The organism is Streptomyces sp. SDT5-1, from assembly GCF_052245995.1.
GTDB lineage: Bacteria > Actinomycetota > Actinomycetes > Streptomycetales > Streptomycetaceae > Streptomyces.
This window is the reverse complement of record NZ_CM125963.1, coordinates 2,650,595-2,672,203: the sequence shown is the minus strand read 5'-3', so window position 1 is coordinate 2,672,203 and position 21,609 is coordinate 2,650,595. Positions and strand designations below refer to the sequence as shown.

General features: G+C 71.3%; 19 protein-coding genes. 12 read left to right on the top strand and 7 right to left on the bottom strand.

What is annotated here, in order from left to right; translation table 11 throughout:
- Window positions 1-600: 600 nt before the first annotated feature.
- The 6 genes from ACTWJ8_RS12500 (at window position 601) to ACTWJ8_RS12475 (ending at window position 6,297) form a co-directional block, all read left to right on the top strand.
- Window positions 601-1,605 carry a TraR/DksA family transcriptional regulator gene (locus ACTWJ8_RS12500; RefSeq protein WP_356387990.1) on the top strand — a complete coding sequence of 335 codons (1,005 nt, stop codon included), beginning with the start codon at window positions 601-603 and terminating at the stop codon, window positions 1,603-1,605.
- A gap of 118 nt (window positions 1,606-1,723) precedes the next feature.
- Entirely contained in the window at window positions 1,724-2,308 is a 585-nt protein-coding gene (lspA, locus tag ACTWJ8_RS12495; RefSeq protein WP_356387992.1) for a signal peptidase II, read from the top strand.
- A 72-nt stretch (window positions 2,309-2,380) separates the two neighbouring features.
- Window positions 2,381-3,322, top strand: a complete 942-nt coding sequence (locus tag ACTWJ8_RS12490) for an RluA family pseudouridine synthase (protein WP_356387994.1) — start codon at window positions 2,381-2,383, stop codon at window positions 3,320-3,322.
- Window positions 3,319-3,789, top strand: a complete 471-nt coding sequence (locus ACTWJ8_RS12485; protein WP_356387996.1) for a GNAT family N-acetyltransferase — start codon at window positions 3,319-3,321, stop codon at window positions 3,787-3,789. The genes ACTWJ8_RS12490 and ACTWJ8_RS12485 overlap by 4 nt, the downstream gene beginning before the upstream one ends.
- Before the next feature lie 128 nt (window positions 3,790-3,917).
- Window positions 3,918-5,504, top strand: a complete 1,587-nt coding sequence (locus ACTWJ8_RS12480) for a Na+/H+ antiporter (protein ID WP_443263835.1) — start codon at window positions 3,918-3,920, stop codon at window positions 5,502-5,504.
- 46 nt (window positions 5,505-5,550) lie between these two features.
- The gene (locus ACTWJ8_RS12475; protein ID WP_443263834.1) at window positions 5,551-6,297 is read left to right on the top strand and encodes an SDR family NAD(P)-dependent oxidoreductase; all 747 of its coding nucleotides are present in this window, start codon (window positions 5,551-5,553) and stop codon (window positions 6,295-6,297) included.
- Here ACTWJ8_RS12475 and ACTWJ8_RS12470 read toward each other — a convergent pair.
- Window positions 6,294-7,400 carry a mechanosensitive ion channel family protein gene (locus ACTWJ8_RS12470; protein WP_356388002.1) on the bottom strand — a complete coding sequence of 369 codons (1,107 nt, stop codon included), beginning with the start codon at window positions 7,398-7,400 and terminating at the stop codon, window positions 6,294-6,296. The two genes, ACTWJ8_RS12475 and ACTWJ8_RS12470, sit on opposite strands and share 4 nt — an antisense overlap.
- Before the next feature lie 62 nt (window positions 7,401-7,462).
- Here ACTWJ8_RS12470 and ACTWJ8_RS12465 point away from each other — a divergent pair, with 62 nt between their 5' ends.
- Window positions 7,463-8,032: a dienelactone hydrolase family protein gene (locus ACTWJ8_RS12465; RefSeq protein WP_356388004.1), complete on the top strand. Its 570-nt coding sequence runs from the start codon at window positions 7,463-7,465 to the stop codon at window positions 8,030-8,032.
- Window positions 8,033-8,041: 9 nt separating this feature from the next.
- On the opposite strand, the gene ACTWJ8_RS12460 is transcribed toward ACTWJ8_RS12465, so the two are convergent.
- From ACTWJ8_RS12460 to ACTWJ8_RS12445, 4 genes are all read right to left on the bottom strand, one after another.
- On the bottom strand, window positions 8,042-9,697 hold the full coding sequence (locus tag ACTWJ8_RS12460; RefSeq protein WP_443263833.1) for an alkaline phosphatase D family protein: 1,656 nt from the start codon (window positions 9,695-9,697) through the stop codon (window positions 8,042-8,044).
- Between the two features lie 85 nt (window positions 9,698-9,782).
- Complete coding sequence (locus ACTWJ8_RS12455; RefSeq protein ID WP_356388008.1) at window positions 9,783-10,634, bottom strand: thioredoxin domain-containing protein; 852 nt, start codon at window positions 10,632-10,634, stop codon at window positions 9,783-9,785.
- Window positions 10,635-10,704: 70 nt separating this feature from the next.
- Window positions 10,705-11,385, bottom strand: coding sequence for a hypothetical protein (locus tag ACTWJ8_RS12450; RefSeq protein WP_443263832.1), 681 nt, complete (start codon window positions 11,383-11,385; stop codon window positions 10,705-10,707).
- A 75-nt stretch (window positions 11,386-11,460) separates the two neighbouring features.
- A complete protein-coding gene (locus ACTWJ8_RS12445; protein WP_443263831.1) occupies window positions 11,461-12,786 on the bottom strand; it encodes a DUF2252 domain-containing protein in 1,326 nt (441 codons plus the stop codon).
- Between the two features lie 179 nt (window positions 12,787-12,965).
- Here ACTWJ8_RS12445 and dnaE point away from each other — a divergent pair, with 179 nt between their 5' ends.
- Entirely contained in the window at window positions 12,966-16,505 is a 3,540-nt protein-coding gene (gene dnaE / locus ACTWJ8_RS12440; RefSeq protein WP_356388014.1) for a DNA polymerase III subunit alpha, read from the top strand.
- Between the two features lie 82 nt (window positions 16,506-16,587).
- Here the strand turns inward: dnaE and ACTWJ8_RS12435 are convergent, their stop codons facing one another.
- Entirely contained in the window at window positions 16,588-16,761 is a 174-nt protein-coding gene (locus ACTWJ8_RS12435; protein WP_356388016.1) for a hypothetical protein, read from the bottom strand.
- Between the two features lie 278 nt (window positions 16,762-17,039).
- Between ACTWJ8_RS12435 and ACTWJ8_RS12430 the strand changes: the two genes are divergently transcribed.
- From ACTWJ8_RS12430 to ACTWJ8_RS12415, 4 genes are all read left to right on the top strand, one after another.
- Window positions 17,040-18,269, top strand: a complete 1,230-nt coding sequence (locus tag ACTWJ8_RS12430) for an NYN domain-containing protein (RefSeq protein WP_356388018.1) — start codon at window positions 17,040-17,042, stop codon at window positions 18,267-18,269.
- Window positions 18,270-18,426: 157 nt separating this feature from the next.
- A complete protein-coding gene (locus ACTWJ8_RS12425; protein ID WP_356388274.1) occupies window positions 18,427-19,407 on the top strand; it encodes an ABC transporter ATP-binding protein in 981 nt (326 codons plus the stop codon).
- The gene (locus ACTWJ8_RS12420; protein WP_443263830.1) at window positions 19,404-20,222 is read left to right on the top strand and encodes an ABC transporter permease; all 819 of its coding nucleotides are present in this window, start codon (window positions 19,404-19,406) and stop codon (window positions 20,220-20,222) included. The genes ACTWJ8_RS12425 and ACTWJ8_RS12420 overlap by 4 nt, the downstream gene beginning before the upstream one ends.
- A 34-nt stretch (window positions 20,223-20,256) precedes the next feature.
- On the top strand, window positions 20,257-20,949 hold the full coding sequence (locus tag ACTWJ8_RS12415) for a DUF2567 domain-containing protein (RefSeq protein WP_443263829.1): 693 nt from the start codon (window positions 20,257-20,259) through the stop codon (window positions 20,947-20,949).
- A 151-nt stretch (window positions 20,950-21,100) separates the two neighbouring features.
- Here ACTWJ8_RS12415 and ybaK read toward each other — a convergent pair whose 3' ends face one another.
- Entirely contained in the window at window positions 21,101-21,607 is a 507-nt protein-coding gene (gene ybaK / locus ACTWJ8_RS12410) for a Cys-tRNA(Pro) deacylase (RefSeq protein WP_356388024.1), read from the bottom strand.
- Window positions 21,608-21,609: the final 2 nt, after the last annotated feature.

The window sequence follows — 21,609 nt, the reverse complement described above, 5'->3', positions numbered from 1 at the left end:
TTCCGTCGGAGGGACGAGAGGCTTCCGCGCCGTGTGCGGCGCGCTCCCGCGGTACCACCCTCCTTGGCCCGCCGGGGCGTGGTGCGCTCCGGTGAGCCCCCTCATTGGGGTCGCGATGCCGGTTCTACTGGCCGCTCGCTGGGCGCTGCGGTGTTCTTCCGGCGGCTCCGGGGTGATCTTCGCGTCGCGCTCGCCACCGGGCTTCCACCGTCCCCGGTTCGCTCTTGGCTGCGTACGCCGCTACTCGGCCCCATCCACGCTTTTCGCTCCGCCCAGTGTACGGCGCCCGTGAGGGGGCGGCCGACCGGTTTTCGCGGGGGCCGGGGCGGGCGCGGGGCGGGCGCGCCGGGTGACCCGAATGGGCATACGCCGAGTGACCGATCCTGGACGGCCGCCGGGCGGTGCGGGGGCGGGCGGGGTGACGGCGGATTACCGGGCGGGGAGCTGGGCACAACGCTTGCAAGCTCGTCGCGGGGTGGCGGCGGGGCCTTCGTTCGGGGCCGGATCCGGTGGTGCGCCCCGTTGCCGCGGGCCTGGAGTCGATTTATCGTCCCAGCACGATTCGCGAGCAAGATCACAAATTGTGAAGGGGCCGCGACCATGGTGGCGAAGAAGACCGCCGTTCAGCAGTCGACGTCCAGCAGAACCACGGGCGCGGCGGCCTCCGGCGGTGCCGGGAAGGACGCGGCGGGAGCGAAGGCGTCGACGACGGCGAAGCCGAAGGAGACGCCCACCGGAAAGAAGAAGGCGACGTCCACGAAGGCGACGGCCGCGCAGGAGGCGTCCTCGGACGCGGGGGAGACGAAGCCGGCACCGAAGAAGACCGCGGCCAAGAAGGCGACAGCGGCGAAGAGCACGACCAAGAAGACGACAGCGGCGAAAAGCACGACCAAGAAGACGGCCGCGGCGAAGAGCACCGCCAAGAAGACGACCGCGGCCGGGGCGGCGGCCGAGGACACGGAGACCCCGAAGACCGCCACCAGGAAGAAGTCCGCGGCCGCGACGGCGTCGGCGGAGAAGGGGGACGGCGCCGGCCGGACCGGCGGGCGCAAGGGCGCGAAGAAGACGGTCGCCTCCGCGGCCGAGGACGCGGCCGAGGCCGCGAAGACGACGGGAGCCACGACAGTGGTTGCGAAGAAGACTCAGGGCACGGCCACGGCCACCAAGAAGCCGGGCGCGGTACCCAAGGCGCGCGGCACCGCCGAGCCCGGCGAGCTGGCGGTCCGGCCCGGCGAGGATCCCTGGACCCCGGAAGAGGTCCAGGAGGCGCGCGCCGAGCTGCAGAGCGAGGCGCTCCGCCTCGGCAGCGAGATCGCCACCGCGGAGGAGGGGCTCGCGGGCCTGATGCGCGACTCCGGGGACGGGGCGGGCGAGGACGACGCCGACACCGGCACCAAGAACATCACCCGCGAGCACGAGATGGCGCTGGCCGCCAACGCGCGGGAGATGCTGCTCCAGACCGAGCGCGCCCTGGAGCGCCTCGACGCGGGCACGTACGGGCTCTGCGAGAACTGCGGGAACCCGATCGGCAAGGCCCGCATGCAGGCGTTCCCGCGCGCGACGCTGTGCGTGGAGTGCAAGCAGAAGCAGGAGCGCCGCTACTGACGAGCGCGCAGCGCCGCCGCCGGGCGGACGCCGAGCCCCCGCGGGCCCCGGCCCATGGGGGTGCGGCCGTGCGTGCCGTACTCTCGTCCTCAGTCAGGTACTAGGTTGAGGGACTCACGTGGCAGAGGCGGAGCGCATCATCGGTACGCCGGATTCCCCGGACGCGGGGGCAACCGAGCCGGAGCAGGCCGAGGAGCAGGCCCAGGAGCGCCCCAGGGGCAGGCGGCGGATCGCCGTGCTGTTCGCCGTGGCCGCGCTGGCGTACGTCCTGGACCTGGGCAGCAAACTGCTCGTGGTGGCGAAGCTCGAGCACCGTGACGCCATCCACATCATCGGCGACTGGCTCCAGCTCGAGGTGATCAGGAACCCCGGCGCCGCCTGGGGCATCGGCGAGGCCTTCACGATCATCTTCACCCTGATCGCGGCCGCCGTGATCGTGGTGATCGCGCGGCTCGCCCGCAAGCTCTACAGCACGCCCTGGGCGATCGCCCTCGGTCTGCTGCTCGGCGGTGCGCTCGGCAACCTCACGGACCGGATCTTCCGGGCGCCGGGCGTCTTCGAGGGCGCCGTGGTGGACTTCATCGCGCCGAAGCACTACCCGGTGTTCAACCTCGCCGACTCGGCGATCGTGTGCGGCGGCATCCTGATCGTGCTGCTGTCCTTCCGCGGCATCGACCCGGACGGCTCGGTCCACAAGGACTGAGTACGGGGATCGGGTCCCGGGGTCACGGGGCTCGGGTTCGGGAGTGTCGGTGGGCTCCTGCATACTCGATGCGTGAGCACGATTCCCGAGATCCGAACCCTGCCCGTGCCCGACGGCCTGGAGGGCGAGCGCGTCGACGCCGCCATCTCCCGCATGTTCGGCTTCTCCCGCACCAAGGCCGCCGAGCTCGCCGCCGCCGGGAAGGTCTCGGTCGACGGCTCGGTCGTGGGCAAGTCCGAGCGGGTGCACGGCGGCGCCTGGATGGAAGTGGAGATGCCGCAGGCGCCCGCTCCCGTGCAGATCGTCGCCGAGCCCGTGGAGGGCATGGAGATCGTGCACGACGACGAGGACATCGTCGTGATCATGAAGCCGGTCGGCGTCGCCGCGCACCCCAGCCCCGGCTGGACCGGCACGACCGTGATCGGTGGCCTCGCCGCCGCCGGGTACCGGATCTCGACGTCGGGCGCCGCCGAGCGCCAGGGCATCGTGCACCGCCTCGACGTGGGCACGTCGGGCCTCATGGTCGTCGCCAAGTCGGAGCGGGCGTACACGTCGCTGAAGCGCCAGTTCAAGGAGCGCATCCCGGACAAGCGGTACAACGCGCTGGTGCAGGGCCACCCCGACCCGATGAGCGGCACCATCGACGCCCCCATCGGCCGGCACCCGAACCACGACTACAAGTGGGCCGTGACCGCCGAGGGCAAGCCGTCCGTCACGCACTACGACCTGATCGAGGCCTTCCGTGCCGCCTCGCTCCTCGACATCAAGCTGGAGACGGGGCGCACCCACCAGATCCGCGTTCACATGTCCGCGCACCGGCACCCGTGCGTAGGCGACATGACGTACGGCGCGGACCCCACGCTCGCCAAGCGCCTCGGCCTCACCCGGCAGTGGCTGCACGCGGTGCGGCTCGGCTTCGAGCACCCGGCGGACGGCCGCTGGGTCGAGTTCGAGAGCGCCTACCCGGAGGACCTCCAGACGGCACTCGACCGGGTGCGCGCGGAGAGCTCGTGAGCGCCGGGTACGTGACGCGGGTCGCCGCGTCGGACCTCGACCGGCAGGCCTGCTTCGCCGTGCGCAAGGAGGTCTTCGTCCTCGAGCAGCGCGTGCCCGAGGACATCGAGTACGACGCGTACGACGCGGGGGCCGTGCACGTCCTCGCGGTGCGGGACGACGGGGAGCCGCTCGGCACGGGCCGGCTCCTGACCGGCGAGGCGGCCGCCGTGAAGAACGGCGGGGCGGCGCACGTCGGCGCCCTCGGGCGGCTCGCCGTGACGAAGGCGGCGCGCGGCCTCGGCGTCGGCGCCGCGCTGGTGCGCGCCATCGAGGAAGCGGCCAGGGAGCGCGGACTGACCGCCGTGGACCTGCACGCGCAGACGCACGCGCTGGGCTTCTACGAGCGGCTCGGATACGTGGCGTACGGGCCGGAGTTCCTCGACGCCGGCATCGACCACCGGGCGATGCGCAAGACGCTGGACTGACGCGGCGGGCGGCCGTGACGACGGTCGCATCACGCCCTCCGGGCGCCCAAAAGACCGATTTGATGTGAAGCGCGTGGCACTCTTGAGGCCGGAACGCACATGATCGTCGAGTCTGGTCGGAGTCCCCGGTGGATCAATTGGCCCTGCTGTTCGTGCTGTTGCTCGGGGCCGTGCTGACCGTCCCGCTCGGGGACCGGCTCGGACTTCCCTCCCCGGTCCTGATGACCCTGCTCGGCATCGCGCTCGCGCTGATCCAGGCGGTGCCGAACGTCGACATCAACCCGGATCTGATCCTGCCGCTGGTGCTGCCACCGCTGCTGTACGCGGCCGTGCACCGCACGTCCTGGCGGCAGTTCGCGGCCAACAAGAGACCGATCTTCCTGCTGGCCGTCGCCCTGGTGTTCGTCACCACGGCCGCGGTCGCCTTCACCGCCGACGCCATCGTGCCGGGCCTGCCGGTCGCCGCGGCCGTCGCGCTCGGCGCCCTCGTGGCGCCGCCCGACCCGGTCGCCGCGACCGCCGTCGCCGGCCAACTCGGGCTTCCCCGCCGCATGGTGTCGATCCTGGAGGGCGAGGGCCTGTTCAACGACGTGACGGCGATCGTGCTGTACCACGTCGCGATCGCCGCGGCCGTCAGCGGCACCTTCTCGCTGCCGCACGCCGGGCTCGACCTGGTGCTCTCCGCGGTCGTCGCGGTCGCCGTCGGCTGGGGGCTCGGCTGGATCGCCAACAAGCTCATCGGCTACCTCGGCGACGCCACCCTCCAGATCGGCCTCACGCTGCTCATCCCGTACGCCTCGTACGTGCTCGCCGAGGAGCTCAAGGGCTCGGGCGTGCTCGCGGTCCTCACCTCGGCTCTGTTCCTGGCCGAGCACGCCTTCGACGCCGACGACGTGTTGACGCGGCTCACGGGGCGGGCCTTCTGGGACGTCGTGGACACCCTCGTCACGGGCGTCGCCTTCGGCCTCATCGGTCTCGAGGTGCACAACGTGGTGCGGACCGCGGAGGGCCGCTGGGGCGAGATGCTGGGCTGGGCGGGCGCGGTCGTGGCCGTCGTGATCGTCGTACGGCTGCTGTGGCTGCTGCCGATGACGTGGGTGACGCGGCGGATGCATCTGCGGCGCGACGTCGACGAGGACATCCCGGTGAGCTGGCGGGAGACGGTCGTCATGTGGTGGGCCGGGATGCGCGGGGTGGCGTCCGTGGCGCTGGCCCTTGCGGTGCCGCTGACCATGGACGACGGTTCGCCGTTCCCCGACAGGGACGAGATCGTCTTCATCGCGTTCGGGGTGATCATGGCGACCCTCGTGCTCCAGGGACTCAGCCTGCCGTGGCTCGTGAGGAAGCTCGGGGTGCGCGCCGACGACACCGCCGAGCGCGAGTACGAGCGGGAGCTCGCGGTGCGCGCCGCGAAGGCGGCCAGGATGCGCCTCAAGGAGATCGAGGAGGTCGAGGAGCTCCCCGAGGAGGTGCAGGAGCAGATGCTGCGCCGCGCCTACGACATCGGGCTGCGCATCAACCCGGAGATCGGCGCGGACGAACGGCGCGAGAAGCAGGCCAAGCGCGTCGCCCGGATCAAGCGGATCCGCCGCATCCAGGCGGAGATGATGTCGGCGGCCCGCCACGAGGTCCTCGCCGCCCGCAGCGAACCGGGCTCCGACCCGGAGATCGTCGACCGGGTGCTGAGGAAACTGGACGTGCGCAGCCTGCGCTGAGGTGCGCGAGGGGTTCGAGCGCGCTCCACGCTCTACGCTCGTGGGTATGGCACGCAACGTGATGATCACCGGAGGCGGCACGGGAATCGGACTCGCGACGGCCAAGGCCTTCGCGGCCGAGGGGGACCGGGTGCTGATCGTCGGGCGGCGGATCGAGGTCCTGGAGAAGGCCGATGTGCCCGGCGCGCTGAGGTACCCGGCCGACCTCGGTACGGTCGAGGGCGCGCGCGGCGCCGCCGACTTCGCCCTGGAGGCGTTCGAGGGCACGGTCGACGTGCTCGTGCACAGTGCGGGCGGCTTCGGCGGCCGGATGCACCCCGCCCCGGAGGGCGGCGATCCGCTCGACGCCGTGGCCCACGACTGGAACACCAATTTCCGGGTCAACACGCTCACTTCGGTGCTGCTGACCGAGGCGCTGCGCGAGCACCTGGCGGCGCCCGGCGGCCGGATCGTCTTCGTGTCCTCGATCGCGGCCCTGCGCGGCTCGAACCAGGGCTCGTACGGCGCGGCCAAGGCGGCCCTGCATCCGTACACGTACGATCTCGCCCGGGCCCTCGGGCCGCGCGGCATCACCGTCAACGCGATCGCGCCCGGCTACATCGAGGACACCGACTTCTTCGGCCCCTCGATGCCGGAGGCCGAGTACCGGCGCCGCGTCGACGCCATCCCGACCGGGCGCGCGGGCACGCCCGACGACATCGCGGCCACGGCGCTGTGGCTGGCGTCGCCGGGCGGCGGCCATGTGAGCGGCCAGATCATCCAGGTCAACGGCGGGGAGCTGCCGGGGCGTTAGCCCCGACCGGTCTGCGGCGCCCGGCCGTTGCGGCTGATCACGTGGTCGGGGAGCGGGGCCGTCTCGTCCGGGGCGATCAGGGCCGTCGCCGTGTTGATCCGCGGCAGCGCGTAGGGGTGCTGCTCGGTCAGCCAGCGGACCAGCTGCTCGCGGACCGTGACCCGCACCGTCCAGATGTCGTCCGCGTCCTTGGCGGTGACCAGGGCGCGGACCTGGAGGGTGCTGGGCGTGGTGTCGGTGACGGCGAGGCCCCAGTCGCGGCCGTCCCAGGCGGCGCACTCGCGCAGGATGTCGTGCAGCTTCTCGCGCATCTCCGGCACCGGCGCGCTGTGGTCGAGGTGGAAGAAGACGGTGCCGGTCATCTGGGCGCCGCCGCGCGACCAGTTCTCGAACGGCTTCGACGTGAAGTACGACACCGGCATCGTGATGCGGCGCTCGTCCCAGGTGCGCACGGCGAGGAACGTGAGGGTGATCTCCTCGACCGTCCCCCACTCGCCGTCCACGACCACGGTGTCCCCTATCCGCACCATGTCGCCGAACGCGATCTGCAGGCCCGCGAAGAGGTTCCCGAGCGTGGACTGCGCGGCGACACCGGCGACGATGCCCAGCAGACCGGCCGAGGCGAGCAGCGAGGCCCCCGCCGCTCTGAAGGACGGGAACGTGAGGAGCATCGCGGCCACCGCGACCACACCGACGACCGCGATGACGACGCGCTGGATCAGGGTGACCTGCGTGCGCACCCGCCGGACCCGCGCCGGGTCGCGCTGGGCGGCGGCGTAGCGGGCGTACGACGACTCGACGACGGCCGACGAGATCCGCACGGCCAGCCAGGCGGTGGCCCCGATCAGCACCAGGCTGAGCGTTTCTCCAATGCCGCTGTAATGGTCCTCGGCGATGCCCGACTGGTCGTACGACCCCTTCAGGAGCGCCGCGCAGAGCACGACCTGGAGGGGCAGTCTGCACCGGCGCAGCAGTCCCCACAGCGGCGTTTCGTGGTGGCGCTGATCGGTGCGCAGCAGCAACCGGTCGACGGCCCACCCCACGAGCAGTGTGAGCACGACCGAGCCACCAATGACGATCAGTGGGCGCAGTACGTTCTCCATGCCACGACGGTATCCGGCATCGGGCGGACCTAACCTGCGGGGGGCCTGGCACCATGGAGCCCATGAACATCATGCTTTTCCATTCGGCGTTCGGTCTGCGGCCCGCAGTGGAGGCCGCGGCCGACCGGCTGCGCGCCGCCGGACACGAGGTGTGGACCCCCGACCTCTTCGAGGGCAACACCTTCGACACCGTCGAGGAAGGCATGGCCTTCAAGGACGAGATCGGCAAGGACGAGCTGCTCAAGCGCGCCGTCCTGGCCGCCGCCCCGTACTCCGACCGTGGCCTCGTCTACGCCGGGTTCTCGATGGGCGCCGCCACCGCGCAGACCCTCGCGCTCGGCGACGAGAAGGCGAAGGGGCTGCTGCTCCTGCACGGCACGTCCGACATCTCCGAGGGCGTCACCGTCGACGAGCTCCCGGTCCAGCTGCACGTCGCCGAGCCCGACCCGTTCGAGACGGACGACTGGCTGACCGCCTGGTACCTGCAGATGGGGCGCGCCGGGGCCGACGTGGAGGTCTACCGGTACGCCGGGGCGGGCCACCTCTACACCGACCCGGACCTGCCCGACTACGACGAGGAGGCCGCCGAGGCCACCTGGCGGGTGGCGCTCGGCTTCCTCGAGACGCTGTAGGACCCCGCTCTACGCGACCGGGGCGTCGGCCCGCTGGACCTTCTGGGTGCCGGTCAGGGTGCGGTACGAGCGCTGCCAGGCGGACGTGGCGTTCCTGTCCGCGCGGTCGGAGACCACGTAGTAGTCCATCTGCGCGCGCTCGGCCGTGACGTCCAGGACGCCGTAGCCGTGCCGGTCCATGTCCAGCCAGCGCACGTGCCGGTTGGCCGCCTTGATGGCGCCCTCGGCGACCGTGGAGAGCGTGTCCGGGGCGACGTGCAGGATGTCGTCCAGGTTGTCGGACGTCACCGACGTGACCACGAACTCCGTCGCGGCCGAGGGCGACAGCGGGTACGTGGCGGCCTTGACCGGTACGTCGTTGGCCCACGCCATGTGGATGTCGCCGGTCAGGAAGACGGTGTCGCGGATGGCGTTGTCGCGCAGGTGGGAGATGAGCTCGGCGCGGTCGTGCGTGTAGCCGTCCCACTGGTCGACGTTGATCGCCAGGCCCTCTTTCGGCAGGCCGAGCAGCTCGGCGAGCGGGCCCGCGATGTGGGCCGGCAGCGAACCGAAGGCGACCGGCGAGATCATCACCGAGGTGCCGACCAGCTTCCAGCGCGCGTCGGACGCGGAGAGCCCCGACTTCAGCCAGTCGAGCTGGGCGCGGCCCGTGATCGTACGCTCCGGGGAGTCGACGGCGCCGTTGCCGACGGTCGACTGCTCCGAGCGGAACGAGCGCAGGTCGAGCAGGTGCAGATCGGCCAGCGAGCCGAAGCGCAGCCGGCGGAAGACCGTGCCCGCGGTGGACGGGCGGACCGGCATCCACTCGAAGTAGGCCTGCTTGGCGGCCTGCTGACGGGCCGCCCAGTCGCCCTCGGCGCCCGGCGTGTGGTTCTCGGCGCCGCCCGACCAGGCGTCGTTGGCGAACTCGTGGTCGTCCCAGATCGCGACGATCGGGTGCGCGGCCTGCATCGCCTGCACGTCCGGGTCGGTCTTGGTCTGGCCGTGCCGGGTGCGGTAGTCGGCGAGCGTGACGATCTCGTGGGTGGGCCGGTGCTGCCGGACCGTGTAGTCGGCGGTCGGGTACTCGCCCGTCTTGTACTCGTAGAGGTAGTCGCCCAGGTGCAGCACCGCGTCCAGGTCGGCGCGGGCGGCCAGGTGCCGGTACGGGGAGAAGTAGCCGGCCTCCCAGTTGGCGCAGGAGACGACGCCGAAGCGCAGGCCGTCGGGGGAGGCGTCGGCCGCGGGAGTGGTGCGGGTGCGGCCGACGGGGGAGTGGGTGCCGTCCACGGAGAAGCGGAAGTAATAGGCGGTCGCCGGGCGCAGGCCCCTTACATCGGCCTTGACCGTGTGGTCGGACGCGGCGCTCGCCGTCACGGTGCCGCGGCCCACGACCCGGCCGAACGCCTTGTCCTCGGCTATCTCCCAGCTCACCGGCACATCGGGGCCGATGCCCGAGCCCGGCTCCGCGGCGGCGATCGGGGTCACGCGCGTCCACAGCAGGATCCCGTCGGGCAGCGGGTCGCCGGAGGCCACGCCGTGCAGGAAGACCGGGGTCGCGGCGGCCTGCGCGGGGACCGCCGAGGCGAGCGGCGCGGCGAGCGCGGCACCGGCGGCCGCGGCCTTGACGACCGTCCGGCGGGTGGGAGCGGATCTCGGGACGGATTCATGAAGTCGACTGGTCACAGCCGGTCAGACTACTGACTGGTACATACAGAAAGCGGGCGAACCCGAAAGGTTCGCCCGCTTTTCCGCGGACCTTCAGCCGGCGTCAGCCCTTCAGGGCCTTGGTCAGCGCCGTCTTGTACTCGGCCACGGTCATCGGCGCGTTCTGGCCGTCCGAACCGGTCAGCTTCTTGCCGTCCATGACGAGGCTGGGCGTGCCGGTGACCTGGTCCTTGTTCGAGTCGAACTTCTTCGACATCTTCAGCGCCCAGTCGTCGTACGTGCCGTTCGTGACGTCCTTCTGGAACGCCTTGTTGCCCTTGAGGCCGTCCACGGTGTCGGCGACCTTGATCAGGTAGTCGTCGTCCTTGAACTTGTCCTCGCTCTCCTCGGGGTGGAACTTCGAGGAGTAGAGCGCGGCCTTGTAGTCGAGGAAGGCGTCCTGGCTGACGTTGAGGGCCGCGCCGAGCGCGCTCAGCGCGTTCTTCGAACCCTCGCCGCGGTTGCCGACCTTGCCCTCGCTGGCGCTGTCGCCGTCGAGGAACGTGGCGCCGATGTACTGGAGCTTGAACTTGCCGGCGTCGAGGTCCTTGTGGAGCGTCGGGCCGACCGTCTGCTCGAACGCGGCGCAGACCGGGCAGCGCGCGTCCTCGTAGATCTTCAGCGTCTTCTTGGCGCTGCTCTTGCCGAGGACGACGGTCGTGCCGTCCTTGCCGGAGGTGTTCGCGGGCGCCTTCACCTTGGCGGGCTTGGCGTCCATCACCTCCTGCCAGTGCGAGGGCTTGTTGGCCTGCATCACCGCGTAGCCGACGCCGCCCGCGATCGCCAGGACCGCGACGATGGAGACGCCGACGACCGCCTGCCGCTTGGTCTTCTCCCGCTTGGCCTGGCGCTCGCGCTCGGCGCGCAGCCGCTCGCGGGCCGCGGTCTTCGCCTGCTGGGTGTTGCGCTTGCTCATGGTGGTGCTCCGTAGATGAGTGACGTGCGGATGGGGGACTGCCGTGCCGGAGCCCGAGCCGGGAAGCGGCTCAGGCGGCCGGGCACGGCGGTCCGCGCCGTCCTACGGAGTGCACCCACAGGCGGGTGCGGGAGGCCGGTACGCGCGTGGCGGGGCGCGGCAGCCGCACACCGGGCTCGCCCCGGGCGGTCACCGCGGCGAACGCGATCAGGAGCGGCCGGAACGCGAAGGCGGCCACCGCGCGCAGCAGCTGGGCCAGGGCCTGCTCGCCGCGCCGCAGCCAGGCGGCCGCCAGCAGCCCGACGGCGACGTGCGCGCCGAGCAGCAGCCAGGAGGCCGCGGGGTCGGTGTGCGCGAAGAGGGCCGCGGCCCGCTCCGAGCCGCCGCCCGTCATCCGGGCCAGCGGAGTGCCCACGTCGCCCGCGCACAGCACGTCGAAACCGAACTGGCGCAGCGGGCCCGCGACGGGGCCGCCCGCCTCGCCGTAACAGACGTGCTGGCCGGTCGTGAAGACCGTGTCCGCCGCCAGTTCGAGCGGGACGAGCAGGGCGGCGATCCGGCCGAAGCCGCGCTCGCGTCCCGCCAGCGCGTACGCGATCACGAACACGGCCGCGGAGATCGCGGCGACCGTCGTGAGCGGCAGCGGGGCCCGGGACAGCAGCACGTGCGACGCCACGGACAGCGTCACGACGCATGCCGTGAACAGCGCCGCGCGCGTCACTCGTAGCTGGGTCCCGGATATGTCGTCCATCGCGGCAGAGTGTGCCATGGGTTCCTGTAAGCGATGCCTAAAGGGGGCTCAAAAGCCGGGTCCGTACGGAGGTCTTCACAGGCCCGGGATCCGGCCGTTGCGGAACAGGTCCACGAAGATCTGGTGGTCCGCACGCGCGCGTGCCCCGTAGGAGTGCGCGAAGTCGACCAGAAGGGGCGCGAAACCGTCCTCGTCGGCGGCGATCGCCGCGTCGATGGCCCGCTCCGTGGAGAACGGGACGAGCGACTCGCCGGACTGGTCGTCCGCCGCCGCATGCATCGTCGCCGTGGCCCGCCCGAGGTCGGCGACGACCGCCGCGATCTCCTCGACGTCGTCGATGTCGCTCCAGTCCAGGTCCACCGCGTACGGCGAGATCTCCGCGACCAGCTGCCCGGCGCCGTCCAGCTCCGTCCAGCCGAGCCACGGGTCCGCGTGCGCCTGGAGGGCGCGCTGCGAGATCACCGTGCGGTGGCCCTCGTGCTGGAAGTAGTCGCCGATCGCCGGGTCGGTGATGTGCCGCGACACGGCGGGCGTCTGCGCCTGCTTCATGTAGATCACGACATCGTTCTCGAGGGCGTCGCTGTTGCCCTCCAGAAGGATGTTGTACGAGGGCAGGCCCGCGGACCCGATGCCGATGCCGCGCCGCCCGACGACGTCCTTCACCCGGTACGAGTCCGGGCGCGCGAGGGAGGCCTCGGGGAGCGTCTCCAGGTAGCCGTCGAACGCGGCGAGCACCTTGTACCGCGTCGCCGCGTCCAGCTCGATGGAGCCGCCGCCCTCCGCGAAGCGGCGCTCGAAGTCGCGGATCTCCGTCATCGTCTCGAGCAGCCCGAAGCGGGTCAGCGAGCGCGCGTCGCGCAGCGCCTCCAGGAGCGGGCCCTCGGCCGTGTCAAGCGTGAAGGGCGGCACCTCGTCGCTCTTGGCGCCCGTCGCCAGCGCGTGGATGCGCTCGCGGTACGCGCCCGCGTAGGTGCGCACGAGGTCGGTGATCTGCTCGTCGCTGAGCGCCTTCGAGTAGCCGATCAGGGCCACGGAGGCGGCGAACCGCTTCAGGTCCCACGTGAAGGGGCCGACGTACGCCTCGTCGAAATCGTTCACGTTGAAGATCAGGCGGCCCGTGGAGTCCATGTACGTGCCGAAGTTCTCCGCGTGCAGGTCGCCGTGGATCCACACGCGGCTGGTGCGGTCGTCCAGGTAGGGCCCGCCGTGCTGCTCGCGCTGCACGTCCCGGTAGAACAGGCTGGCCGTGCCCCGGTAGAAGGCGAAGGCCGAGGCCGCCATCTTGCGGAACTTCACCCGGAACGCCGCGGGGTCGGCGGCGAGGAGCTCGCCGAACGCGGCGTCGAAGACGGAGAGGATCTGCTCGCCGCGCTGTTCAGCGGTGGGCTGGGGTTCCGACATCGCTGGGTGCCTCCTGGTACGGATCGTGCGGTACGCGATGCTGACAAGTGGGACAGATGTTCTGTCCGGTCCAACGCACGACCGTACTCCGGAGTGCCCGACGGTTGTCAGTGGCCGGTCGTAGACTTCCAAGCTGTCCCTCATCCGTCGCCCGGTGTTCGCCATTGGAGGCCCCAACCGTGTCAAAGCCGCCCTTCACGCACCTGCACGTGCACACCCAGTACTCGCTGCTGGACGGTGCGGCGCGGTTGAAGGACATGTTCAAGGCCGCCGGCGACATGGGCATGACGCACATCGCGATGTCCGACCACGGCAACCTGCACGGGGCATACGACTTCTTCCACACGGCCGAGAAGGCCGGCATCACGCCGATCATCGGCATCGAGGCGTACGTCGCCCCGGAGTCCCGGCGGAACAAGCGGAAGATCCAGTGGGGCCAGCCGCACCAGAAGCGCGACGACGTCTCCGGTTCCGGTGGTTACACCCACAAGACGATGTGGGCGGCGAACAAGACGGGCCTGCACAACCTGTTCAAGCTGTCGTCGGACGCGTACGCCGAGGGCTGGCTCCAGAAGTGGCCCCGCATGGACAAGGAGACGCTCTCCCAGTGGAGCGAGGGCATCATCGCCTCCACCGGCTGCCCCTCCGGCGAGCTCCAGACCCGGCTGCGCCTCGGCCAGTTCGACGAGGCGGTCAAGGCCGCCGCCGAGTACCAGGACATCTTCGGCAAGGACCGGTACTTCCTGGAGCTGATGGACCACGGGATCGACATCGAGCACCGGGTCCGTGAGGACCTGCTGCGGGTCGGCAAGAAGCTCGGCATCCCGCCCCTGGTGACGAACGACTCGCACTACACGTATGCGCACGAGGCGACGGCGCACGACGCGCTGCTGTGCATCCAGACCGGCAAGAACCTCTCGGACCCCGACCGCTTCCGCTTCGACGGCACGGGCTACTACCTGAAGTCCACGGAGGAGATGTACGCCATCGACTCCTCGGACGCCTGGCAGGAGGGCTGCCGGAACACGCTGCTCGTGGCCGAGCAGATCGACACGACCGGCATGTTCGAGAAGCGCGACCTCATGCCGAAGTTCGAGATCCCGGAAGGCTTCACGGAGGTCACCTGGTTCCAGGAGGAGGTCCGCCGCGGCATGGCCCGCCGCTACCCGGGCGGCGTCCCCGAGGACCGCCAGAAGCAGGCCGAGTACGAGATGGACATCATCATCCAGATGGGGTTCCCGGGATACTTCCTGGTCGTCGCGGACTTCATCATGTGGGCCAAGAACAACGGGATCGCGGTGGGCCCCGGCCGAGGCTCCGCGGCAGGCTCGATCGTCGCGTACGCCATGGGCATCACCGACCTCGACCCGATCACCCACGGACTGATCTTCGAGCGCTTCCTCAACCCGGAGCGCGTCTCCATGCCCGATGTCGACATCGACTTCGACGAGCGCAGGCGCGTCGAAGTGATCAGGTACGTGACCGAGAAGTACGGCGCCGACAAGGTCGCCATGATCGGCACCTACGGCAAGATCAAGGCCAAGAACGCGATCAAGGACTCCGCGCGCGTGCTCGGCTACCCGTACGCGATGGGCGACCGCCTCACCAAGGCGATGCCCGCCGACGTCCTCGGCAAGGGCATCGACCTCGACGGCATCACCAACCCCGAGCACCCGCGCTACTCGGAGGCGGGCGAGATCCGGGGGATGTACGAGAACGAGCCGGACGTCAAGAAGGTCATCGACACCGCCAAGGGCGTCGAGGGCCTGGTCCGGCAGATGGGCGTGCACGCGGCCGGCGTCATCATGTCCAGCGAGCCCATCGTCGACCACGCCCCGCTGTGGACCCGCCACACCGACGGCGTGACGATCACGCAGTGGGACTACCCGCAGTGCGAATCGCTCGGCCTCCTGAAGATGGACTTCCTGGGCCTTCGCAACCTCACCATCATGGACGACGCCGTCAAGATGGTGGAGCGCAACAAGGGCATCAAGCTGGAGATGCTCGACGTCCCGCTCGACGACCCGAAGACGTACGAGCTGCTCTGCCGCGGTGACACGCTCGGCGTGTTCCAGTTCGACGGCGGCCCGATGCGTTCGCTGCTGCGCCAGATGCAGCCCGACAACTTCGAGGACATTTCCGCCGTCTCGGCCCTGTACCGGCCGGGCCCGATGGGCATGAACTCGCACATCAACTACGCCGAGCGCAAGAACGGCCGGCAGGAGATCACGCCGATCCACAAGGAGCTCGAGGAGCCCCTGAAGGAGACGCTGGGCCTCACCTACGGCCTGATCGTGTACCAGGAGCAGGTGCAGAAGGCCGCGCAGATCGTCGCCGGGTACTCGCTCGGCGAGGCCGACGTGCTCCGCCGCGTGATGGGCAAGAAGAAGCCCGAGGAACTGGCGAAGAACTTCGTGCTCTTCCAGGAGGGCGCCAAGAAGAAGGGCTTCTCCGACGAGGCGATCCAAGCCCTGTGGGACGTCCTGGTGCCGTTCGCCGGCTACGCGTTCAACAAGGCGCACTCCTCCGCGTACGGACTGGTCACCTACTGGACCGCGTACCTGAAGGCGAACTACCCGGCCGAGTACATGGCCGCGCTGCTCACCTCGGTGAAGGACGACAAGGACAAGTCGGCCGTCTATCTCAACGAGTGCCGGCGCATGAAGATCAAGGTCCTGCCGCCGGACGTGAACGAGTCGGTGCACAACTTCGCCGCCCAGGGCGACGACGTGATCCTCTTCGGCCTCGAAGCGGTCCGCAACGTCGGTGCCAACGTGGTGGAGTCGATCATCCGGGCCCGCAAGGCGAAGGGGAAGTTCACCTCCTTCCCCGACTACCTGGACAAGATCGAGGCCGCCGCCTGCAACAAGCGGACGACGGAATCCCTGATCAAGGCCGGCGCCTTCGACGCGATGGGGCACACCCGCAAGGGGCTCACCGCCCAGTACGAGCCGATGATCGACAACGTCGTGGCGGTGAAGCGCAAGGAGGCCGAGGGACAGTTCGACCTCTTCGGCGGCATGGGCGAGGGGGAGAGCGACGAGCCGGGCTTCGGTCTCGACGTCGAGTTCTCCGAGGACGAGTGGGACAAGACGTACCTGCTCGCCCAGGAGCGCGAGATGCTCGGCCTCTACGTCTCCGACCACCCGCTCTTCGGCCTGGAGCACGTGCTGTCCGACAAGGCGGACGCGGGCATCGGCCAGCTCACCGGAGGCGACTTCGGCGACGGCGCGGTCGTCACCGTGGGCGGCATCATCTCGGGCCTCCAGCGCAAGATGACCAAGCAGGGCAACGCGTGGGCGATCGCCACCGTCGAGGACCTCGCCGGTTCCATCGAGTGCATGTTCTTCCCGGCGACGTACCAGCTGGTGTCCACGCAGCTCGTCGAGGACGCCGTGGTGTTCGTGAAGGGCCGCCTCGACAAGCGCGAGGACGTGCCGCGCCTGGTCGCCATGGAGATGCAGGTCCCCGACCTGTCGAACGCGGGCACGAACGCGCCGGTGATCCTCACCATCCCCGCCCTCAAGGTGACCCCGCCGATGATCAACCGGCTCGGCGAGATCCTCACCAACCACCGGGGCGACAGCGAGGTCCGGATCAAGCTCCAGGGACCGCGCAAGACCACGGTGCTCCGGCTCGACCGGCACCGGGTCAAGCCCGACCCGTCGCTCTACGGCGACCTCAAGGTGCTGCTCGGCCCGTCCTGCCTGACGGGCTGAGCCCGGCCGCACGTGCGCGAGGGGCGCACCCGGGAACTCCGGGTGCGCCCCTCGCGGTGTGCCAACCGCCCTGTGAGGCGCCTCAGTTGTGGCCGAAGCGGCGCTCGCGGTGCTTGCGGGCCACGTCGCCGGGAGTGGCCTCCACGGCCGACTTGGCCTGGGCCTCCATGGCCGAGGACTTGGCCTGCTCCTGGGGCTGAGCGGCCTGCGCCGCCTTCTGCTGCTGGCGGTTCTGCTTACTACGGTTCTTGGCCATGGTGATCTGCCTCCTGAAGGGGATCTAGGGGCCAGGGCCGGATTCAGATTCACACAGGCGGACGAAGACCGCATTTCGGGGTATTACCGTTCGTAACGGGCATGGGATCGGGCGGACCCGATCCGGGTTCACGGCTTCCGCCACGCCGAAGATCCAGTTCGGGCCGTTAACCCCCGCGCGGTCGGGCAGACTCGAAGGAAACCCGAAGCGAAGCCGCGGGAGCCGCCCCGTGGAGCGTGTCCGGACTCTGGCAAGTCGGCGGAAAGAGGGTGGATCGCGTGGACCGTTGCATCGTTCTGGTGGATGCCGGGTATCTGCTGGGGGCCGCCGCGAGCCTGCTCGCGGGCGAGCCGTCCCGCTCCCGGATTCATGTCGACCACGCCGCCCTCATCCAGGGCCTGCGCGAGCGCGCCGAGACCGAGACCGGGCGCGAGCTCCTGCGCATCTACTGGTTCGACGGGGCGCCCGACAGGGTGCCGCAGCCCGAGCACCGGCGGCTGCGCGTGATGCCGCGGGTCACCGTGCGGCTCGGCGCGCTGACGCGGTCCGACGGGCGGTGGGCGCAGAAGGGCGTCGACGCGGCGATGCACGCGGAGCTCACCGAGCTGGCGCGCAACAGGGCCTGCTCCGACGTGGTCCTCGTGACCGGCGACGGGGACCTGCTGCCCGGCATGATGGCCGCCAAGGAGCACGGCGTCGCCGTCCACCTGTGGGCCGTGCAGGCCGCCGACGGGGACTACAACCAGTCCGAGGACCTCGTCGCCGAGGCCGACGAGCGGCGGGTGCTCGACCGGGCCTGGATCACCAAGGCCGTACGGGCCAAGGAGCTCGGCGGGATCTGCGCGCCGCCGCCCGTGCCGCGGCCCGAGATCGCGGCGATCCTCTCCGCGCCGCTGCCGGAGTCGGCGCTGGCCGCGGCGGGGCGGACCGCGGAGGAGCCCGGGGACACGGCGCCCGTGCAGCACGCGCCCGCGGCCCCCGCAGCGTCCTCCGATGAGGAGGAACGGAGCGGCGGCGGCAAGAACGTCCCCACCCCCAAGGACCTCGCCGCGCTGCGCGGGCCCGGGGCGCCGGTCGCCCAGCATCCCGCGAGCGCCACGCTGCGGTGGTCGTCCGACAAGGGGTGGGTCGAGCGGTCCGGCGGGGGCGAGCCCGCGGAGGTGGCCTCGCTGCCCACGCTCGCGCAGCTCACCACGGCGGAGCAGCGATGGGCCGACCGCGAGGAGGACATCACCGCGATCGGCGGGGATCCGTACGAGGTCGGGCAGGTGTTCGCGCGGCGGTGGCGGGAGCGGCTGGGGGACCCGGCGCAGCTCCAGAAGCTGTCGACCATGTACCCGCGGGTGCCGCACCGCATCGACGGTGAGCTGCTCCGCTACGCCGCGAGGTTCGGGCTTCTCGCCCACAAGGACGACCAGATCGACGAACACGACCGGTACGCCATCCGCGCCGGCTTCTGGCGCGAAATCGACATCCGCACGACGGAACACGCCGCTGCGGCGGATTAGCGGGCCCCGGACGTAGACGACAGGGACCCGGTCGGCTGCGGAGCGTACGGCGTGCGTGGGAAATGTCCGGCCCCGCGTGCAATCGTGAAGGCCGGACCCCGTAGGCTCGTCCCTCGTGAGTATGCGCACCGATACCGCCGTCCCGACGCGTGATGTCGTGTGCGCGGTGCGGGGCCTCACGAAGACCTACCCCGCCACCCGCGGCCGCCGCGGCGCCCCCGCCACCCCGGAACTGCGCGCCACCGACGACGTACGGCTCGACATCCGCCGCGGCGAGATCTTCGGCCTCCTCGGCCCCAACGGCGCAGGCAAGTCCACCCTCGTACGCCAGCTCACCGGTCTCATGCGCCCCGACGCAGGAAGCGTGGAGATCCTCGGCCACGACATCGTCCGCCACCCCGAGCGCGCCTCCCGCATCCTCGCCTACCTCGGCCAGGAGTCGACCGCCCTCGACGAGCTGACCGTCGCGCTGGCCGCCGAGACCACGGGACGCCTCCGCGGCCTCCCTCTGAAGGACGCCCGCGCCGCCCGCGACGACGTCCTCGACGAACTCGGCCTCACCGCCCTGGCCTCCCGCCCGATCAAGAAGCTGTCCGGCGGGCAGCGCCGACTCGCCTGCTTCGCCGCCGCCCTCGTCGGCGAACGCCCGCTGCTCGTGCTCGACGAGCCGACCACCGGCATGGACCCCGTGGCCCGCCGCGCCGTATGGTCCGCCGTGGACCGCCGCCGGGCCGAACACGGCGCCACCGTGCTGCTCGTCACCCACAACGTGATCGAGGCCGAGACCGTGCTCGACCGCGTGGCCGTGCTCGACCAGGGCCGCGTGATCGCCTGCGACACCCCGGCCGGACTCAAGGATCGCGTCGCCGGAGAGGTACGCGTGGAACTCGTGTGGCGCCAGGAGGCTCCGATGGAGCTCGACGAGGTGGCGCGCCTGCGCGCGCACGCCGTGGAGGCGGGCCGCCGCTGGTCGCTGCGGCTCGAACCGGACGCGGCCCGCGCCGCCGTCGCCGCCGTCACCGGCGGCCCGGCCTTCGACTTCCTCGACGACTTCACGCTCGCGACGCCGAGCCTGGAAGACGTGTACGTGGCCCTCGGCGGCAGCCGCAGCGGCGTGAAGGGCCTGGTGAAGGCATGAGTGTCGTTCCCGTGGAGGCGGCGCCCGCGCGCCCCGCTTCGATTCCCGCAGCGGTCGACGAACCGCTCGCGCCGCGCGCCCGCTTCCTGCCGTCGCTCGCCGCCGTCTACCGGGCGCAGCTCAGCCGCGCCCGCGTGGCCCGTATCCCGCTGCTGTTCGTGGCGACGTTCCAGAGCATCGGCATCATGATCCTGATGCGCGGCGTCGTCGACCAGGGCGGCCGCGAGGCGCAGGCCGTCGTCGCCGGATCCGCCGTGCTCGTCGTCGCGTTCGTCGCGCTCAACCTGCTCGCCCAGTACTTCGGGCAGCTGCGGGCCGCAGGCGGCCTCGACCACTACGCGACGCTGCCGGTGCCCCCCGCATCCGTGGTGCTCGGCGCCGCCGGAGCGTACGCCTCGTTCACCGTGCCCGGCACCGTGGTCACCGCGGTCGTCGGCTGCCTCATGTTCCAGCTGCCGCTCGCCCACCTGTGGGTGCTCGCCGCCGTGATCCCGCTGGCCGGGGCCGCCCTCGCCGGGCTCGGCGCCGCGCTCGGGCTGCTCGCCCCGCGCCCCGAGCTGGCCACGCTGCTCGGCCAGCTCGGCATGTCCGCCGCGCTGCTGCTCGGCGTGCTGCCCGCCGACCGGATGCCGGAGTTCGTGCAGTGGGCACGCGACCTGCTGCCCTCCACGTACGGGGTCGAGGCCTTCGCGCGGACCTTCTCCGCGCACCCCGACTGGGCCACCGTCCTGCTCGACCTGGGCGTCTGCGCGGCCGTCGGCGTCGCCTCGCTCGCCGTGGCCACATGGGCGTACCGGCGGGCCGCCGTCCGGTGACGCGCCGCACAGCGACGCCTGGCACGATGGCAGGGTGACCGCACCGCTGACACCGCCACCCCATCAGCCCCCGCACAACAACGGGCACAGCGACCCCTGGCAGGCCCCCGACCCCATGACAGGACACCTGCCTCCCGCGCCCGCCGCCCCGCAGCCGTACGACGACGGGCCGGGGCTCCGCACCGAACTGCGCGAGGCCGCCGTCGTGGCGATCGGCGTCGCGGTGGTGGGGCTCGCGCTCGGCGCTCTCTGGCTGTGGCTCGCGCCCCGCGTCCCGCTGGTCTCGGACGCCTCGGCGGTCTACCTCAAGGACACCGAGGGCGAGCAGGCCATCGGCATCGACGGCACGTTCGCGCTGCTCGGCCTCGCGTTCGGCGCCGTCACGGGCCTCGCCGCCTTCCTGTGGCGCAGGCGCGGCGGCGTACCGCTCGTCGTCGGGCTCGCGCTCGGCAGCCTCCTCGGCGGCGTGCTCGCCTGGCGGTTCGGCGTCTGGCTCGGCCCGACGCAGAACGTCGCGGCGCACGCCAAGGAGCTCGGCAAGGGTGTGGTGTTCGACGCGCCGCTCGAGCTGAACGCGAAGGGCGCGCTGCTCGCGTGGCCGCTCGCCGCGCTCGTCGTCCACCTCGGCCTCACGGGCCTCTTCGGCCCCCGCGACCCGGACCCGTACTTCGCGACGCCGTACGCGGCCCAGCACGGTGACGGCGGGGCCGCGCCCACGGCGCACTGATCACATCGGGTCGATCGCGCCGGTCGCGCCGATCGTCAGGCGGGCCGGCTCCCGTGGTTGGCCTTGCCCTTCTTGATCCGCCACTTGCGCTTGCGCGTCTTCTTCGACATGTCCTTGGTGCTTAGCCGAGGACACGGCGTACGTCGAGGGGTCACGCACGCCCGACGGGCGCGAGCACCGCGTCCGTGAGGGCCGCCAGGTCCGCGGGGGCCAGCTCCACCTCGAGGCCGCGGCGCCCCGCCGAGACGCAGATCGTCTCGTGCTTCTCGGCGGACGAGTCGATGACCGTCGGCAGCTTCTTGCGCTGCCCGAGCGGCGAGATACCGCCCCGCACGTACCCGGTCGTGCGCTCCGCGAGCGCCGGGTCGGCCATCGTGGCGCGCTTCCCGCCGACCGCCGCCGCCAGCGCCTTCAGGTCGAGCTGTCCCGCCACCGGCACCACCCCGACCGTCAGCCGGCCGTCCACGTCCGCGACGAGCGTCTTGAACACCCGGTCGGGGGAGACGCCCATCGCCTCCGCCGCCTCCTCGCCGTACGAGGGGTGCGCGGGATCGTGCTCGTAGGAGTGGACCGTGAACGGGGTGCCGGCCGCGCCGAGCGCGACGGTGGCCGGGGTGCCGCCGGACTGCCCCTGCTGCTTCTTGCTCTTCTTCGCCAACG

What these genes read in the sequence shown, in the direction of transcription:
- ACTWJ8_RS12500 (WP_356387990.1), top strand. Translation starts at nt 601, where the DNA reads ATGGTGGCGAAGAAGACCGCCGTTCAGCAGTCGACGTCCAGCAGAACC.
- ACTWJ8_RS12475 (WP_443263834.1), top strand. Translation starts at nt 5,551, where the DNA reads ATGGCACGCAACGTGATGATCACCGGAGGCGGCACGGGAATCGGACTC.
- ACTWJ8_RS12470 (WP_356388002.1), bottom strand. Translation starts at nt 7,400, where the DNA reads ATGGAGAACGTACTGCGCCCACTGATCGTCATTGGTGGCTCGGTCGTG.
- ACTWJ8_RS12465 (WP_356388004.1), top strand. Translation starts at nt 7,463, where the DNA reads ATGAACATCATGCTTTTCCATTCGGCGTTCGGTCTGCGGCCCGCAGTG.
- ACTWJ8_RS12455 (WP_356388008.1), bottom strand. Translation starts at nt 10,634, where the DNA reads ATGAGCAAGCGCAACACCCAGCAGGCGAAGACCGCGGCCCGCGAGCGG.
- ACTWJ8_RS12450 (WP_443263832.1), bottom strand. Translation starts at nt 11,385, where the DNA reads ATGGACGACATATCCGGGACCCAGCTACGAGTGACGCGCGCGGCGCTG.
- ACTWJ8_RS12445 (WP_443263831.1), bottom strand. Translation starts at nt 12,786, where the DNA reads ATGTCGGAACCCCAGCCCACCGCTGAACAGCGCGGCGAGCAGATCCTC.
- ACTWJ8_RS12435 (WP_356388016.1), bottom strand. Translation starts at nt 16,761, where the DNA reads ATGGCCAAGAACCGTAGTAAGCAGAACCGCCAGCAGCAGAAGGCGGCG.
- ACTWJ8_RS12420 (WP_443263830.1), top strand. Translation starts at nt 19,404, where the DNA reads ATGAGTGTCGTTCCCGTGGAGGCGGCGCCCGCGCGCCCCGCTTCGATT.